The organism is Streptomyces sp. NRRL WC-3605 (assembly GCF_001509795.1).
Taxonomy (GTDB): domain Bacteria; phylum Actinomycetota; class Actinomycetes; order Streptomycetales; family Streptomycetaceae; genus Streptomyces; species Streptomyces viridochromogenes.
The window spans coordinates 70,853-86,298 of the sequence record NZ_LLZN01000067.1; the positions used below are offsets into that span (position 1 = coordinate 70,853).

13 protein-coding genes are annotated in these 15,446 nt (G+C 74.4%); 7 read left to right on the forward strand and 6 right to left on the reverse strand.

The window, feature by feature from the left end:
• Positions 1 to 39 precede the first annotated feature (39 nt).
• Positions 40 to 2,661, reverse strand: a complete 2,622-nt coding sequence (locus tag ADL34_RS22375) for a helicase C-terminal domain-containing protein (protein WP_062669022.1) — start codon at positions 2,659 to 2,661, stop codon at positions 40 to 42.
• 179 nt (positions 2,662 to 2,840) lie between these two features.
• On the opposite strand from ADL34_RS22375, the gene ADL34_RS22380 reads away from it, so the two are divergent.
• Positions 2,841 to 3,830 carry a hypothetical protein gene (locus tag ADL34_RS22380; RefSeq protein ID WP_062669021.1) on the forward strand — a complete coding sequence of 330 codons (990 nt, stop codon included), beginning with the start codon at positions 2,841 to 2,843 and terminating at the stop codon, positions 3,828 to 3,830.
• A gap of 59 nt (positions 3,831 to 3,889) precedes the next feature.
• Positions 3,890 to 4,498: an HAD family hydrolase gene (locus ADL34_RS22385; protein ID WP_079034231.1), complete on the forward strand. Its 609-nt coding sequence runs from the start codon at positions 3,890 to 3,892 to the stop codon at positions 4,496 to 4,498.
• Here ADL34_RS22385 and ADL34_RS22390 read toward each other — a convergent pair.
• Positions 4,483 to 4,734: a hypothetical protein gene (locus ADL34_RS22390; protein WP_062669019.1), complete on the reverse strand. Its 252-nt coding sequence runs from the start codon at positions 4,732 to 4,734 to the stop codon at positions 4,483 to 4,485. The two genes, ADL34_RS22385 and ADL34_RS22390, sit on opposite strands and share 16 nt — an antisense overlap.
• Before the next feature lie 167 nt (positions 4,735 to 4,901).
• Between ADL34_RS22390 and ADL34_RS37130 the strand changes: the two genes are divergently transcribed.
• Entirely contained in the window at positions 4,902 to 5,285 is a 384-nt protein-coding gene (locus tag ADL34_RS37130; protein ID WP_062669018.1) for a cold-shock protein, read from the forward strand.
• A 30-nt stretch (positions 5,286 to 5,315) separates the two neighbouring features.
• Here ADL34_RS37130 and ADL34_RS22400 read toward each other — a convergent pair whose 3' ends face one another.
• The 4 genes from ADL34_RS22400 to ADL34_RS22415 all read right to left on the reverse strand — a co-directional run bounded on the left by ADL34_RS22400 (position 5,316) and on the right by ADL34_RS22415 (position 8,821).
• On the reverse strand, positions 5,316 to 6,164 hold the full coding sequence (locus ADL34_RS22400; protein ID WP_062669017.1) for a 1,4-dihydroxy-6-naphthoate synthase: 849 nt from the start codon (positions 6,162 to 6,164) through the stop codon (positions 5,316 to 5,318).
• Positions 6,154 to 6,855 carry a futalosine hydrolase gene (locus ADL34_RS22405; protein WP_079034230.1) on the reverse strand — a complete coding sequence of 234 codons (702 nt, stop codon included), beginning with the start codon at positions 6,853 to 6,855 and terminating at the stop codon, positions 6,154 to 6,156. The genes ADL34_RS22400 and ADL34_RS22405 overlap by 11 nt, the downstream gene beginning before the upstream one ends.
• On the reverse strand, positions 6,825 to 7,301 hold the full coding sequence (locus ADL34_RS22410) for a hypothetical protein (protein WP_062739811.1): 477 nt from the start codon (positions 7,299 to 7,301) through the stop codon (positions 6,825 to 6,827). The genes ADL34_RS22405 and ADL34_RS22410 overlap by 31 nt, the downstream gene beginning before the upstream one ends.
• Before the next feature lie 92 nt (positions 7,302 to 7,393).
• Entirely contained in the window at positions 7,394 to 8,821 is a 1,428-nt protein-coding gene (locus ADL34_RS22415; protein WP_062669015.1) for an MFS transporter, read from the reverse strand.
• Positions 8,822 to 9,112: 291 nt separating this feature from the next.
• On the opposite strand from ADL34_RS22415, the gene ADL34_RS22420 reads away from it, so the two are divergent.
• The 4 genes from ADL34_RS22420 (at position 9,113) to ADL34_RS22435 (ending at position 15,433) form a co-directional block, all read left to right on the forward strand.
• Positions 9,113 to 10,039 carry a DUF3027 domain-containing protein gene (locus ADL34_RS22420; RefSeq protein ID WP_062669014.1) on the forward strand — a complete coding sequence of 309 codons (927 nt, stop codon included), beginning with the start codon at positions 9,113 to 9,115 and terminating at the stop codon, positions 10,037 to 10,039.
• A 110-nt stretch (positions 10,040 to 10,149) separates the two neighbouring features.
• A complete protein-coding gene (locus tag ADL34_RS22425; RefSeq protein WP_062669013.1) occupies positions 10,150 to 13,308 on the forward strand; it encodes a sacsin N-terminal ATP-binding-like domain-containing protein in 3,159 nt (1,052 codons plus the stop codon).
• Between the two features lie 173 nt (positions 13,309 to 13,481).
• Positions 13,482 to 14,345 carry a DUF5707 domain-containing protein gene (locus tag ADL34_RS22430; protein ID WP_062669012.1) on the forward strand — a complete coding sequence of 288 codons (864 nt, stop codon included), beginning with the start codon at positions 13,482 to 13,484 and terminating at the stop codon, positions 14,343 to 14,345.
• Between the two features lie 179 nt (positions 14,346 to 14,524).
• Entirely contained in the window at positions 14,525 to 15,433 is a 909-nt protein-coding gene (locus ADL34_RS22435) for a hypothetical protein (RefSeq protein WP_062669011.1), read from the forward strand.
• Positions 15,434 to 15,446 lie beyond the last annotated feature (13 nt).

Below are 15,446 nucleotides of genomic sequence, written 5' to 3' on the forward strand. Positions count from 1 at the left end.
GCCAAACGTCCAGTGTGCCTGATCGCTTCCCGGCCGCTCTCAGATCTGGTCGTCCGCCAGCTCGGCGACCCCGGTGATCCGGTGCAGCGGATACGTCCGCACCTCGTCCGCGGTGTGGTCGTACGCCGTCACGAACCCGCCCTCGACCCGGACCGGCGCGATCACGCGCTGGCTGGCGGCGCCCTCGGCGTTGACGTACCCGATCCACAGCGCCTCGCCGGTCAGCACGGCCGCCTGCATCGTGGCCAGCGTCTCGGCGGACGTCGTGCGGGGCAGCTCGCCCCCGCTCGCGGCGGGCGCGGCACCGCTCGGCCTGCGCGGGGCGGTGGACGCCAGATCGCCCGCGCGGATGGCGCGGATCGCCGCGGTCAGCAGCGTGGCGTCCGGCGCGGGCGGGCCGTCCGGCACCGGCTCGGGGGCGGTGCGAGGCGGGGTGCGATGGGCGTCGGCCCGGGTGATCAGGACGTCGCCCTCGGCCGACTCGGCGGCCGGCGCGAAGCCCATCGCGCGCAGCCCCTCCAACAGCGTCGCCGGGTCGCTCTGCGCGGCCAGCACGGTCGGCGCGAGACGGCGCAGCCGCAGCCCGGCCGCCCGCTTGTCGGCGAGGATCTCGTTCAGCAGGGCGTCGTCGTCGCACCGGACGTACGCCGACGCCGCGCCCACCCGCAGCTGCCCGTGCCGCCGGGCCACATCGTCGATCAGATAGGCCAGCGGCTGCGGCACCGGGGTGCGGGAGTGCTGAGCCAGGAAGGCGTGCAGGTCGGAGGCGCTGCGCCCGGCGTCCAGGGCCCGGCGCACCGACCCCGGCGTGAACCGGTACACGGTCGCGCCGCCCTTGGACTCGACGTCCGCGAGCACCCCGAGCGTGTCCGCGAGCGGACGCCGCAGCGGGCCGGGCGCCACGGCCGTCAGGTCCGCCTGGAGCAGGACGTGGTCCAGCGGCTCCGGCAGCAGCGGCGCGAGGAGCCGGGCGGCCGCGGCCGCAGCGGCGGCCTGCTCGGCCGGCGGGAGCGGATCGAGGCGCTCGACGGGGCGCGGGTGCTCGTGGTGCACGGGCAGCTTGTCGCCGGGCCCGGTGGGCTCGCCGGCCGGGGCGCCGTGCGGGGCCCCGGCGGGGCCTTCCGCGATCGGACCGGTCGCCGAGGGACCCGCGGTGACGTCCGCCGTCCCGGCAGGCGGGGCCGAGGGCGCGCCCAGCAGCGCCCGCCCGTGCGACGACAGGGCCCCGCGCCCCGTCACACCCAGCCGCTCGGCCTCGTCCAGGGTCCACCGGGCCAGCCGCCCACGCAGATCGTCGTCACGCTGAGGCCCGCGCAGGGGCCGCTCCCAGCGCAGCCGGGCCAGCACCGAGTCGGCCGCCGGGGCCGACCCCTCCGGCAGCGCGGCGAGCAGCGCCAGCACCCGGTGCCGCACCTCCGGCGCCGCGGAGCGGTCCAGACCCGGACCCAGCGCCGACAACGTGCGGTCCTTCGCGTCCCGTCCGCCCACCACGCCCGCCGTCCGGGTCGCCGCCAGCCACGCGCGGGCCAGCGCCGTCCAGCGCTCGGCGGCCGGCCGCTCCAGCCACTCGTCGTAGGCAGGGGTCGCCGCGTACCGCTCGTCGGCCTCGCCGTCGGAGGCCACGAGCCCGGCGGCGTAGGCGAGCTCCACCCAGAACGCGGCCACCGGCTCCGGCACGTCCAGGGCGACCGCCGTCCGCTTCAGGTCGCGCACGCTCAGACCGCCCGCCCGCAGCACCGGCGGCCCACCCTCGTGCCAGTCCTTCAGCAGCTCCTCGACGGTGGCGAGCGCGGTGTACGCCTGCCCGGCCGCCGTCGCGTCCACGACCTGCGCGCTGTGCGTGGCGGCCGGCTCCACCGACGGCGGCAGCGGCTCGGTGGCGCGGTGCGCGCGCCCGCCGCGCAGATGCAGCGCCGCCTCGCGGGGCAGCACGACCGTGCCGGGCGCGGTCGGCAGCAGCAGACCACGGTCCATCAGCCAGCGCAGCCGGGGCGCCGGATCCGCGGTGACCTGCCCGTACGGCGGCCCCCACACCAGCCGCGACAGCACCTCCAAGGAGTCCACCGGAGCCTCGTCGAGCAGCGCCGCCATCCGCCGCCGGTCGGTGAACAGCGCGGTGAGCGCGTCCAGCGCGGACACCGCGTCGTGAGTGGACGGCAGCCCCGCCGCCGTCACGATCTCCTGGATCCGGCCCGGCGACATCCCGGCCGCCGCCTCCCGCACGGTCGGCCCCAGCCCGGTCGGCGACGGATGCTGCGGCGAGGGGGCCAGCAGTTCACGGGCGGTGCGCACGAGCCGCAGCCGGTCGTCGCCGCCCCACACCAGCGCCTGGTCCCGCAGCGTCCCCAGAGCCTGCGGCAGGGCGCCCGCGACCACCGGGTCGCCGTCGGCACCGGCCATCAGCCCCAGCAGTTCCGCGTACGTCGCCGGGTCCGCCGCCACGGCCAGCGCCTCCGCCGTCTGCAGCGCGAACCGGTCCAGCCGCTCCAGGGCACGGACGACGGACGCCCGGGTGCCGGCCCGCGTCGCGAGCTGTGTCAGATCCGTGGGGACGGGCGTGACGAGATCGGGCCGGCTGCGCAGGAGCACGGCCAGCGAGGCGTCGTCCCGCGCGCGGAGCGCCTCCGCGAGGGAACGGGGCGGTGTAGCCGGTTCGCTCATCCGACCCAATCTAGCGGGTGCACGGCCGGGGCAGGGGAGGCTGCGGACCCCCGGATCGCGCGCGGCGACCAGGGCCGGCGCCGCGGGCGGCACCGCCCCCGCGTCCCGTGCGCCACGCGCACCCTGCGCTACCGTCGTGCCACGGGGTATCACAACGCGTCCACCCCGGAGGGGACTTCGTGGGGATCGAGAGCGACCAGGTCGTCTACGAGTATCTGAGCCGCGTCGGGGACGTGGCCCAGCAGCGGCAGCTGCCGTCGGCCACCCGGATGCGCCTGGTGAACGAGTTGCGCGGCGAGATCGACCGGCGCCGCGCCAAGGCACCCGTCGACAGCCCCGCCGCCGTGCGCCGCATCATCGACCGGCTCGGCAGCCCCGACGACGTCGTCACCGCCGCCGGCGGCGGCGCCCCCGCCTCCGCCCCGCAGGGCCCCGTCACCGCCGTGCCCGCCCAGCCGTCCGGCGACGACACCGCGACCGCCCGGCGCCCCAAGGGCCTGCGCCGGATCGTGCCGCGCCCGCGTCCCGCCGAGCCCGCTCCGCGTTCCGACGTACCCCCGCCGCCCCACCTGGCGACCGCGGCCGACCTGGGCGGCAGCGCGCTGCGGCCCGACTGGTGGCAGGTGGACAGCACCCCGCTCGGACCCGGCGAGGACATCCCGGGGTTCGTCGGCGGCGTCGAGATCCCCGAGATGCTCCGCCGACCGCCCGCGAAGGAGGCGCCCGGGACGCAGGACCCCCAACCGGCCGCCGCGGAGCGGGCCGAGGACACCGCCGTGGACGATGCGCCCCGGCGCCGCCGCCTGCTGCGCCGCCCGGCCCTCCCCGAGAGCCGCTGGAACAACCCGCTGCTGCTGGCCGCCGCCGCCCTGCTCGTCGCCGGGGCGGTCCTCGGCAACGTCCTCGTCCTCCTCCTGGGCTGGCTCATCGCCTGGGGCTCCCGGCGCCTGAGCGACAACGAGACCAAGTGGGCCGTCGTGATCCTGCCCGGCCTCTCGCTCACCGCCGGCGTCGTCTGGCTCTGGGGCCGCGCCACCGGCCGCTGGGGCGAGGCGCTGCTCCCGGGCGAGACCAACGCGGCGGTCGTCGAGACCTGGCCCTGGGTGGTGCGCGGCGCCGCCGTGGCGTCCGCCCTGTTCATCGTGTGGCGCTCCCAGCGGCGCACCTAAAGGCTGCCCGCCCGGGCCCGCGGGACGGCCCCGCGCGGCGGCTCGGCACAATGATGCATATGGCACTCACCGTCGGCTTCGACCTCGACATGACCCTCATCGACTCCCGCCCCGGCATCCACGCCTGCTACCGGGCGCTGACCGAGCGGACCGGGACGTACATCGACGCCGACCTCGCGGTCACCCGGCTCGGGCCGCCGCTGGAGGAGGAGCTGGCGAACTGGTTCCCGGCCGAGCGGATCGCGGCCGTCGCCGAGCAGTACCGGGCGATGTACCCGGCGTTCGCCGTCACCGCCACCACCGCGCTGCCCGGCGCCGGCGAGGCGATAGCCGCCGTACGGGAGGCGGGCGGACGCGCGATCGTCGTCACCGCCAAGCACGAACCGAACGCCAAGCTGCACCTGGAGCACCTCGGCATCGAACCCGACGTGGTCGTCGGCGACCTGTGGGCCGAGCGGAAGGCCGTCGCCCTGCGCGAGCACGGGGCGAGCGTCTACGTCGGCGACCACCAGGGCGACATCCGGGCGGCCCGCGCGGCGGGCGCGCTGTCGGTCACCGTGGCCACCGGGCCGTTCGACGCCGCGCAGCTCGCCGAACTGGGCGCGGACGTCGTCCTGGCGGACCTGACCGGATTCCCGGACTGGCTGGCCGGCTACCGCACGGCCTGACGCGCCTGGCGCCGGCCGGCCGCGATCGACCGGAACACCCCGGCGCCGGCGACGAGGAATCCGACGCCCATGAGCATGCTCAGACCGAACATGAAGGTCGGGAAGGGCGTCGTCCCGAGCAGGAACGGGGCCACCGTGACCAGTGTGGCCACGGCGCCGACGAAGAAGACGATCGCGCCGGCCCGGATCAGCCGGTCTCCGGGCGCGGCGGAATTCGTTTGGGTTTTGTCACGCACCGGACCAGGGTAGTTCCCTGCGCGAGGGAACGACCCGGTGACGTCTTGTCACCGGCCCGGGGACCATTAGCCTGGGTACCGGCGGGTCGGGGCCGACCCGCTGCAGTGCTGTCAAGAGCCGTTTTTTAAGAAGCAGTTTCCCGACGAGTACGAGGACGAGGACAGACGTGCCCACCGGCAAAGTCAAGTGGTTCAACAGCGAGAAGGGCTTCGGCTTTCTCTCCCGTGACGACGGCGGTGACGTCTTCGTCCATTCCTCGGTCCTCCCCGCCGGCGTCGACGCGCTCAAGCCGGGCCAGCGGGTGGAGTTCGGCGTCGTCGCCGGTCAGCGCGGGGACCAGGCGCTGTCGGTCGTCCTGCTCGATCCGACGCCGTCCGTCGCGGCCGCCCAGCGCAAGAAGCCGGACGAACTGGCGTCCATCGTCCAGGACCTGACGACCCTCCTGGAGAACATCACGCCCATGCTTGAGAAGGGCCGTTACCCCGAGAAGAACTCCGGCAAGAAGATCGCGGGCCTGCTCCGGGCCGTCGCCGACCAGCTCGACGTATAGGCGGCGGGGGCGGGGGGATTTCCGGGATTTCTAGGGGAAATCCAGTGCGTGCGGGTCGAGGGGCGGGAGCAGTCCCTCGGCCGCCGCGCGGGTCAGCAGGCCGCGCACGGCCGCGTATCCGTCCTCACCGAGATCCGCCGTGAACTCGTTGACGTACAGACCGATGTGCTGGTCCGCGACCGCCGGGTCCATTTCCTGCGCGTGTTCCATGACATAGGGCCGGGAGATCTCCGGGTCGTCCCACGCGGCCCGCACCGAGGCGCGGATCGCGTCCGCCAGGCCGGTCAGCCGCTCGGCGCCCAGCGACCGCTTCGCGATGATCGCGCCCAGCGGGATCGGCAGCCCGGTGGTGTCCTCCCAGTGCTCGCCCATGTCGGCGAGCTTGTGCAGCCCGTAGTTCCGGTACGTGAACCGCGCTTCGTGGATGACGAGTCCCGCGTCGACCTTGCCGTCGCGTACGGCGGGCATGATCTCGTGGAACGGCATCACCACGATCTGCCCGACGCCGCCGGGCACCGTGTCGGCGGCCCACAGCCGGAACAGCAGATACGCCGTCGACCGCTCGCTCGGCACCGCGACCGTGCGCCCGGCCAGATCGGTGCCGGCCTCGCGGGTCAGCACCAGCGGCCCGCAGCCCCGGCCCAGCGCGCCGCCGCAGGGCAGCAGGGCGTACTCGCCGAGGACGTACGGCAGCACGGCGTACGAGACCTTCAGCACGTCGAACTCGCCGCGCTCGGCCATGCCGTTGGTGATGTCGATGTCCGCGAACGTGACGTCCAGGGCGGGGGCGCCGGGGACACGGCCGTGGGCGAGGGCGTCGAAGACGAACGTGTCGTTGGGGCAGGGGGAGTACGCGATCTGCAACGGGTCACCGGTCATGTGGGTTCCAACTCGAAAGGACGGGGGTGATCTTCCCGAAGCCCTCGGCGAGTGCGGCCAGCGCGTCCCCGATCCGCCAGGCGGCGCGGTCGCGCGGGCCGACGGGGTTGGAGACGGCGCGCAGCTCCAGCACGGGGGTGCCGTGCGCGGCCGCGGCCTCGGCGACACCGAAGCCCTCCATGGCCTCGGCGAGGGCGGTGGGGTGGCGTTCGCGCAGGTGGGCGGCGCGTGCGGCGGTGCCGGTGACGGTGGAGACGGTCAGGACGGCGCCGGGGCGGGCGCCCGTCGCGGACGCCACCTCGCGCACGAGTGCCTCGGGCGGGCGGTGGGTGACGGTGCCGAAGCCCAGTTCGGTGACCGGCAGGAAGCCGTCGGGGGTCTCCGCGCCGAGGTCGGCCGCCGTGATCTCGTCGGCGACGACGAGGGAGCCGACGGGCGCGTGCGGCGCGAAGCCGCCGGCGATGCCCGCCGAGACGACCAGCCCGAAGGGGCGGCCGCTCAGGGCGGCGGTGGTCAGGGCCGTGGCGGTGGATGCGGCGGCGAGGGCCGGGCCGACACCGGCGGCGATCACCTCCGCGCCCGGCAGGTGGAGCGCCGGGGCCACCGCGTCCCGCTCGGCGGGGACCGCGGTGGCCACGAGGATCCGTACAGCGGACGTGATCAGCTGTCCTTCTTGAGCTTGAAGGACCACAGGCCGGTGACGCCCCGCTCGCCCTCCTTAATGGAGACGAGCGTCGAGTTGCCGCTGGCGCCGTACTGGGCGTTGAAGAACACGCTGCCCGGGACGGTCCGGTAGGTCTTGGTGCTGGAGTCGGTGAGCGGCTGGCCGTTCATGAGGATGGTCCAGCCCTCGTCGGCGATCTCCGGGTCGACACCGAAGCGCACGGTCTCGTCCGGGTCGACCTTGATGGACTTGATGTCCTTGTCCTTGAGGCACTTGGCGAGGTCCGAGGTCTTCACGGTCTCGCCGCCCTCGCCACCGCAGGTGGCCTCCGCGTGGACGGAGTCGGTTCCTACGGTCACCGTGGCGAGCGGCGTCGGCTTGTCGCAGGCCGACAGGACGAGCAGTCCGGCGGAAACGGCGCCGGCGGCGGCGAGCGCGCGGCGGCGTCGCACAACGGATTGCAGCGTGGTCATGGGCGAAGGCTATCGGGCGTGTGTCGTGCTCTCTCCATGCGGGGGCGGCGTGCCGTGTCGCGGGCGCGGTGCGGCCGGCCGCCGGGGTCCCGTCATTCGACCCGTGTCCGCACCTGCCCGCCGTGCCGCGCCGAGCCGAGCAGGCCCTTGACGGTGGTCAGCCAGCCGGTGGCGACGATGGCGGCGCCGACCAGCAGGCCCAGTGAGCCGCGCAGCGGCAGCACGATGCCGATGGCTCCGCCGAGCACCCACGACACCTGCAGCAGGGTCTCGGAGCGGGCGAACGCCGAGGTGCGCACCGACTCCGGCACGTCGCGCTGGATCAGCGCGTCCAGGGACAGCTTGGCCAGTGCCTGCGCGAACCCGGCGACGGCCGCGAGACAGGCCACCATGACCGCCCCGAACAGGGCCGCCGCCGTGAGTGCCACGGCCATCACCAGGCCCACGACGGTCACGATGATGATCTCCGGTGCCCGGGATCTGAGCCAGGCGCCGACCGCGGTGCCCAGGGCGTTGCCGGTGCCGGCCGCCGCGGCGACTATCCCGAGGGACACGGCGGCGCTCTGCCCGGACATCGGGTGCTCCCGCAGCAGGAACGCCAGGAAGAAGATCAGGAACCCGGACAGGCAGCGCAGGGCGGCGTTGGCGCCCAGGGCGTGGGTGACCGCGATGCCGACCGTGCGCAGGTTCGGGCGTTTGACGGGCTGCCGGTGGGGGCCGTGCAGATGCTGCTCGTCGGCGGCGAGCAGCGCCCGGTCCTCGCCCTTGGCCGAGTCGACCTTCCGGGGCAGTGTGAACGACAGGACGGTACCGGCGATGAAGATCGCGCAGGCGCCGAACAGGGGCCAGCGCGGTCCGATCGTCTGGAGGCCGGCGCCGATCGGCGCGGCGACCCCCGTGGCGAGCAGCCCGCCCAGGGTGACCCGTGAATTGGCCTTCACCAGCGAGAACCCCGGTGGCAGCAGCCGGGGCACGACGGCACTTCTGACCACGCCGTACGCCTTGGAGGCGACCAGCACCCCCAGGGCGGCCGGATACAGCTGCAGGTCGCCGCTGACGACCGAGCTGGACAGCACCAGGGCGAGCAGCGCGCGGGCCAGCATCGCGCCCGCCATGGCGGCGCGCCGGCCGTGCGGGAGGCGGTCGAGGAGCGGTCCGATCACGGGGGCCAGGAGAGTGAACGGGGCCATGGTGATGCCGAGGTAGAGCGCGACCCGGCCGCGAGCCTCGTCGGTGGGGACGGAGAAGAACACGGTGGAGGCGAGCGCGACGGTGATCATGACGTCGCCCGCGCCGTTCACCCCGTGCAGCTCGATCAGTTTGCCGAGGCCGGACTCGCCCGCCCCGTGGGCGTGCGTGGCCTTGCGGATGCCGCGCGCCGGTCCGGTGAAGGGGAAGTGCAGGGCACGGCCGATCGTGCGGAGGGAGCCGCGCTGCCGGCCCGATCCGCCACGTAGGTTGCGGCCGCCCTCGGGCCCACCTGCGCCGGTGGCTCCTTCGGGCTGCCTCGCGGTCGCCACGACGCAATAGTGCCCCGTAATGGGGGTGGCTAGTGCGGTTACGGCGCGTATGGAGGGCACGGGCGGCCGCTCGGCGGGCATCGCGGAGCGCCGAGAAGCACCGTCGGTGTAGGCCCAGCGCCCGCGAACAGGTAGCGTGCGTATCTCAGCCATCCCGCACAATGGATGACGTAGGTGCGCCCGAGCGCGATTCGGACGCGGACGTCGACGCGGCCCACAGGTCCGCTCCGTCCGCTCCGCCGCCTTGAGGCACCCGCACCCGTAAGACGGCGTAGGAGAGAAGCGATACCTGTGAGCGCAGCGACCACGCGAAGCCGCACCCCCGATCGTCTGTGCGCCGAGGCCGTCGACCTCGCCAGGAGCGCCGCGGAGGAGGCCGCCGCACCCGGTGTCGTCGGCGAGCACGCGGGCGTGGTGTCCGAGGGCGACCGTGTGGTCACGCACTTCTTCGAGTGCAAGGAGCTCGGGTACCGCGGCTGGCGCTGGGCGGTGACGGTGGCCCGCGCCTCCCGCGCCAAGGTCGTCACGCTCGACGAGGTCGTCCTGCTGCCCGGCCCCGACGCCCTGCTGGCCCCGGAGTGGGTGCCGTGGAGCGAGCGGCTGCGCCCCGGCGACATGGGCCCCGGCGACCTGCTGCCCACCGACGCCGACGACCTGCGCCTGGAGCCCGGCTACACGGGCGTGGACGAGCCCGGCCCGGACTCGCCCGTCTCGGACGAGATGGCCGAGCTGGTCGAGGCGGAGGACGCCGAGGTCGCGGGCGGCACCCCGGCGAACCTGCCGATCGCCCCGTCCCGCGGCTCCATCGCCGCCCTCGCGGACGAACTGGGCCTGCGCCGCGCCCGGGTCCTGTCCCGCTACGGCCTGCACATCGCCGCCGACCGCTGGGAGGAGGCGTTCGGCGCGAAGACGCCCATGGCGCAGGCGGCCCCCGCCACCTGCGTCAGCTGTGGCTTCCTCACTCCGATCGGCGGCTCGCTCGGCCAGGCCTTCGGCGTCTGCGCGAACGAGTTCTCCCCGGCCGACGGGCATGTGGTGTCCCTGACCTACGGCTGCGGCGGGCACTCGGAGGCGGCCGTCATGCCCAAGCCGCCCCGCCCGGCCCCGCCGGTCGTCGACGAGACCCGCGTCGACCCGTTCCCGCTGCGCCCGTCCCCCGACTCGGGCTCGGTCCCGGCCACGACGGACGAGGACTCGGCGGAACTCGGCCACTCCTGACCGGTGCGCCCGCGGCCCTCCCGGCCTCCGCGGGGGGCCCGGTGGGACGCCCCGCGCATCGGCCGTCCATGAGCGGTACCTTCGTCGCGACGGCGATGAGGAGTGTCAACGTGAGCAAGTTCGTGCGGCCCGCGGCCGAGGGCGCCGACCCGTTCGGTACGGCGCGTCTGCGGCGTGGAGTGCTGGACGCGTGGGCGACCAGCCCCGCCCGGTTCCGGGAGGACGCCAACGCCGAGGAGGACCTCGTCCTCGGCGGGTACCGGGACCGGCTGGTCGTCGAGCTCGCGCAGAACGCCGCCGACGCCGCCGGCCGGGCCGGGGTGCCCGGGCGCCTGCGGCTCACCCTGCGCGAGGGCGTGCTCGTGGCCGCCAACACCGGTGCGCCGCTGGACGCGGCCGGTGTCGAGTCGCTGTCCACGCTGCGCGCCTCCGCCAAGCGTGACAGCGAGGCCGTCGGACGGTTCGGCGTCGGCTTCGCCGCCGTGCTCGCCGTCACCGACGAGCCCGCCGTCGTCGGACGGCACGGCGGGGTGCGCTGGTCGCTCGCCGAGGCGCGCGAACTGGCCCAGGACACCGCCCGCCACAGCCCGGGGCTGGGCGACGAGATCCGGCGCCGGGACGGGCATGTGCCGCTGCTGAGGCTGCCGTTCGCCGCCGAGGGCACCGCCCCCGACCCGTACGACACCGCCGTCATCCTGCCGCTGCGCGACACCGCCGCCGCCGACCTCGCGGAGCGGCTGCTGGGTGGCGTCGACGACGCGCTGCTGCTCGCCCTGCCCGGCCTGGAAGAGGTCGTGGTGGAGGTCGGCGACGCCCCCGCGCGCACGCTGCGCCGGAGCACCGACGGCCCCTTCACCGTCGTGGAGGACTCGGCGTCCGGCGTCACCCGCTGGCGCACTGCCACCGCCCACGGCCCGCTCACCGCCGACCTGCTCGCCGACCGCCCCGTCGAGGAACGGCTGCGGCCGCACTGGTCGCTGACCTGGGCCGTCCCCGTGGACAGCGCCGACGGCAGCCCCGCCCGCCCCCGCACCGCGCCCGTCCTGCACGCCCCCACCCCCAGCGACGAGCCGCTCGGCGTGCCCGCGCTGCTCATCGCCTCGTTCCCGCTCGACACGACCCGCCGGCACGCCGCGCCCGGCCCGCTCACCGACTTCCTCGTGCAGCGCGCGGCCGACGCCTACACCGAACTGCTCGCCGGCTGGCGTCCCGTGGACGAGGGAGTCATCGCGCTCGTGCCCGGCCCGCTCGGCAGGGGCGAGCTGGACGGCGCTCTCCGTCAGGCGGTCCTGGAGCGGCTGCCGCGGACCTCGTTCCTGCCGCCCGCCCTGCGCCCGCAGGAGCCGGACTCCGAGCTGCCCGAGTCGATCCCGCTGCGCCCCCGTGACGCCGAGGTCGTGGAGGGCGCCGGCGCCGACACCGTGCGGGTGCTGGCCGAGGTGCTGCCCACCCTGCTGCCCGCCGGTCTGGAGCGGCGGGTGGAGCTGCGCACCCTCGGGGTCGCCCGGGTGCCGCTCACCGACGCCGTGGACCGGCTCGCCGGGCTGGACAAGGAGCCCGGCTGGTGGCACCGCCTGTACGACAGCCTCGCCGGGGTCGACCCCGACCGGCTGTCCGGGCTGCCGGTGCCGCTGGCCGGGGGTACCTCCGAGACGTTCGGGACCGGGGGAGGCCGTACGGCCATCGGCCCCCGGCACGTCCTGCTGCCCAGCCCCGGCGGCACCTCCGTCGCCCCGGACGTCCTGGCCCGCCTCGGCCTCAAGGTCGCCCACCCGGACGCCGCGCACCCGCTCCTGGAGAAGCTCGGCGCCCTCGCGGCCACCCCGCGCGCCGTCCTGACCACGCCTCAGGTGCGGGCCGCCGTCGCCGCCTCCCTCGAGGAGGACGCCGTGCCGAGCTGGGAGGAGGGCGCGCCCGACGCCGAGGAACTGGCCGACACGGTGCTCGCCCTCGTCCGCGACGCCGGACTGGAGCCCGGTGACGAGCCGTGGCTGGGGGCGCTCGCCCTGCCCGACGAGGACGGGGAGCTCGCGGCGGCCGGCGAACTGGTGCTGCCCGGCAGTGCCTTCGCCGAGGTCATGCGGGAGGGCGAACTGCCCTTCGTGGACGCGGAACTGGCCGAGCGCTGGGGCGAACAGCCGCTCGCGGCCTGCGGGGTGCTCGCCGGATTCGCCCTGGTGCGCGCCACCGACGTCGTCCTCGACCCGGACGAACTGGAGCCGAGGGACGGCGACTTCGCCGAGCCGGACGACGCGGGCCTGCTGGACGCCGTCGACGTGTGGTGCGAGGACGTCCTGGACCGGTTCCCGGACACCCCGGTGCCGCCGGTCGCCACCGAGCTCGTCGCCGTACGCGACCTGGAACTGGTCGACGACGACAAGTGGCCGCGGGCCCTGTCCCTCCTCGCGCGGCCGCCGCTGCGGGACGCCCTCACCCAGCCGGTGCGGATCCTGCTCCCCGACGGCACGCACGAGGTCGTACGGCCGTACACGGCCTGGTGGTTGCGGGGGCACCCGGTGCTGGACGGCCGCCGTCCCGCGGGCCTGCTGGCCGCCGGCGGCGACCCGCTGCTGCGCGGCCTGTACGAGGAGGCCGACGCGACCGGCTTCGACGACGAGCAGGTGCTGCGGGCCCTCGGCGTGCGCACCTCGGTCGCCGCGCTGCTGGACGAGCCGGGCGGCGCCGCCGAACTCCTGGACCGCCTCGCCGATCCGGAGCGGACCGTCACCGCCGCCCAACTGCACGCCCTGTACGGGGCGCTGGCCGAGCTGGACCCGGACCAGGTGACCCTGCCGGACGACCTGCGGGCCGTCGTGGACGGGCAGGTGGAGGTGGTCGACGCGGCCGACGCGGTGGTCGTCGACTCGCCCGACCTGCTGCCGTTCACCGCGGGCGTACCGCTGCTGCCGGTGCGTCCGGCGAGGGCGGCGGAACTCGCCGAGCTGTTCCAGGTGCGGCGGCTGAGCGAGTCCGTCACGGGCGGTGTGGACTCCGAGGGCACCGAGCACGAGGTGCCGGAGGCGGTGCGGGTGCTGCTCGGGGCGCGGACCCCGGCGTCGTACGTCGAGCACGAGGAACTCGTCGTGGACGGCGTGGAGATCGACTGGCGGCTGACCGGCGACGGCGTCCTGCACGCGGCCACCCTGGAGGGTGTGGCCGCCGGGCTCGCCTGGGCGGCCGGGCAGTGGCCGCGCCGCTTCGAGGTGGCGGCACTGCTGGAGGATCCGTCCCGGACGGGGGAGCTGGCGCGCGACCGCTGGTTCGACTGACGGACGCCGAAGGTCATGCGATCACCAAATCTTCACCACTCGTACAACCATTCGTCTCCGCCGGTGATCTGATCACGCGAGTCAACAGGCTCCACTCTCACCTGGGCCGGCCGGCGGCGTCCTTCTTCGGTCAGGACGGCCGCGGCCGGGCCCTCTTCCCACCAGGGGAGCGCATGCGCATTCGAGCCACTGTGGCCGCCGTCTCCGGCGCCCTGGCCCTCTCCGCCCTCGCCGTCCCGGCCGCGCAGGCCGGCAATGACAGCGACATGGCCGCGAACAAGCCGAGCGCCGCCGAGCGCTTCGGCAGCTCCAAGCACCGCTCGGCGTTCAGCGCGGCCGCGGCCGCCGAGGCCGAGCCCGTCGTGTCCAAGGTGTCGATCAATTCCGGCGCCGGTCTGGCCGTCGGAACCACCTACGCGAAGACCTTCACCATCTCGGTGACGGCGAGCCACCCGTCCGGCGTCGAGGACGCGTACGTCGACCTGTGGCACGGCAGCGACCTCGACCACATCGACGGCCTGCTCATGACGAACGAGGACGCCGCCACCTGCACCGCGTCCAGCGCCACCACGTCGACCTGCAAGCTCACCGTCACGGCCACCCCGGGCAGTGACCTGTACATGAACGCCCTGGCCGGCACCTGGCACGTGACCGCCGGTGCGCTCGCGAGCGACGGCAGCATCTACTGGAACGACTTCCACACGACCCACACGGTCCAGCGCTACTCGAAGCTCACGGTCAACGCCTCTCCCGAGCCGGTGAAGAAGGGCAAAACCATCACCGTGACCGGCAAGCTCTCGCGGGCGAACTGGGAGGACTTCAAGTACCACGGCTACACCAACCAGTCGGTGAAGCTGCAGTTCCGCAAGAAGAGCAGCAGCACCTACACCACGGTGAAGACCATCAAGTCGAACTCGACGGGTGACCTGAAGACCACGGTCACGGCGTCCGTGGACGGCTACTACCGCTGGTCCTTCGCGGGCACCACGACGACCCCGGCGGTCAACGCCGCGGGTGACTTCGTCGACGTGCAGTAGGCCGCGCGGTGCCAACCCCCGGAAGCCGTCCGGGGGTTGGTGACGAAGGTCACTGAATCGGCCCGCCGGTGAGACAACCGGCACCGGCGGGCGCGTATCTGATCACATGGGTCAACAGGCCCCCGATCACCCGGGCCCCGTCACGACCAGCGGGGCCCCTTTCCGTACCAGGGGAACGCATGCGCATCAGAGCCACCGTGGCCGCCGTCTCCGGCGCCCTGGCCCTCTCCGCCCTCGCCGTCCCGGCCGCGCAGGCCGACGGCTCCTCCGTGGACCGCGCGGACGTGGCGAAGGTCCGCCGGGCCGCCATCGCCGCCACCGGCCGCGCCGCGGCCGCCGAGGGCAGGCCGTACGCCCTGAACGTCTCCTTCTCCAACTTCAAGATCGCCAAGACGGTCCAGGTGGGCACCACCAACCACGTCGCGACAAACGTCAGTTACACGCTGACCCACGGCGCGGACGTCGACATCAAGGCCGACGACTTCGTCACCGACCCGATCCTCTACAAGGGCTCCTTCACCGCCCCGGAGAACCGGCTCTACGGCAACAAGCCCGCCACCTGCACGGCCACCTCCGCGACGACGGCCACCTGCAAGGGCACCATCGACGTCTACCCGGCCCAGAGCGAGCTGATCAACTCCGACGCGGGCAGCTGGAAGGCGTCGGCGGAGGCCACCGCCTTCAACGGCGAGGACCCGGACGCCGAGCTCTTCGACATCACCAAGGTCGGCTACAAGAGCCAGGGCGACCTGGGCACCACGCTCCTGCAGCGCTACTCCAAGCAGACGGTGAACGCCTCGCCGGAGCCGGTGAAGAAGGGCAAGACCATCACGGTCAGCGGCAAGCTCTCCCGGGCCAACTGGGAGGACAACAAGTACCACGGCTACACCGTTCAGCCCGTGAAGCTGCAGTTCCGCAAGAAGAACAGCAGCACCTACACCACGGTGAAGACCGTCACCACCAACGGGACGGGCGAGCTGAAGGCCACCGTCACCGCCACCGTGGACGGGTACTTCCGCTACACCTTCGCGGGCACCAGCACCACGCCGGCCGCCACCGCCGCGGGCGACTACGTCGACGTGCGCTAGGCACACACCCCGC

What these genes read in the sequence shown, in the direction of transcription:
- ADL34_RS22375 (WP_062669022.1), bottom strand. Translation starts at nt 2,661, where the DNA reads ATGAGCGAACCGGCTACACCGCCCCGTTCCCTCGCGGAGGCGCTCCGC.
- ADL34_RS22385 (WP_079034231.1), top strand. Translation starts at nt 3,890, where the DNA reads ATGGCACTCACCGTCGGCTTCGACCTCGACATGACCCTCATCGACTCC.
- ADL34_RS22400 (WP_062669017.1), bottom strand. Translation starts at nt 6,164, where the DNA reads ATGACCGGTGACCCGTTGCAGATCGCGTACTCCCCCTGCCCCAACGAC.
- ADL34_RS22410 (WP_062739811.1), bottom strand. Translation starts at nt 7,301, where the DNA reads ATGACCACGCTGCAATCCGTTGTGCGACGCCGCCGCGCGCTCGCCGCC.
- ADL34_RS22430 (WP_062669012.1), top strand. Translation starts at nt 13,482, where the DNA reads ATGCGCATTCGAGCCACTGTGGCCGCCGTCTCCGGCGCCCTGGCCCTC.
- ADL34_RS22435 (WP_062669011.1), top strand. Translation starts at nt 14,525, where the DNA reads ATGCGCATCAGAGCCACCGTGGCCGCCGTCTCCGGCGCCCTGGCCCTC.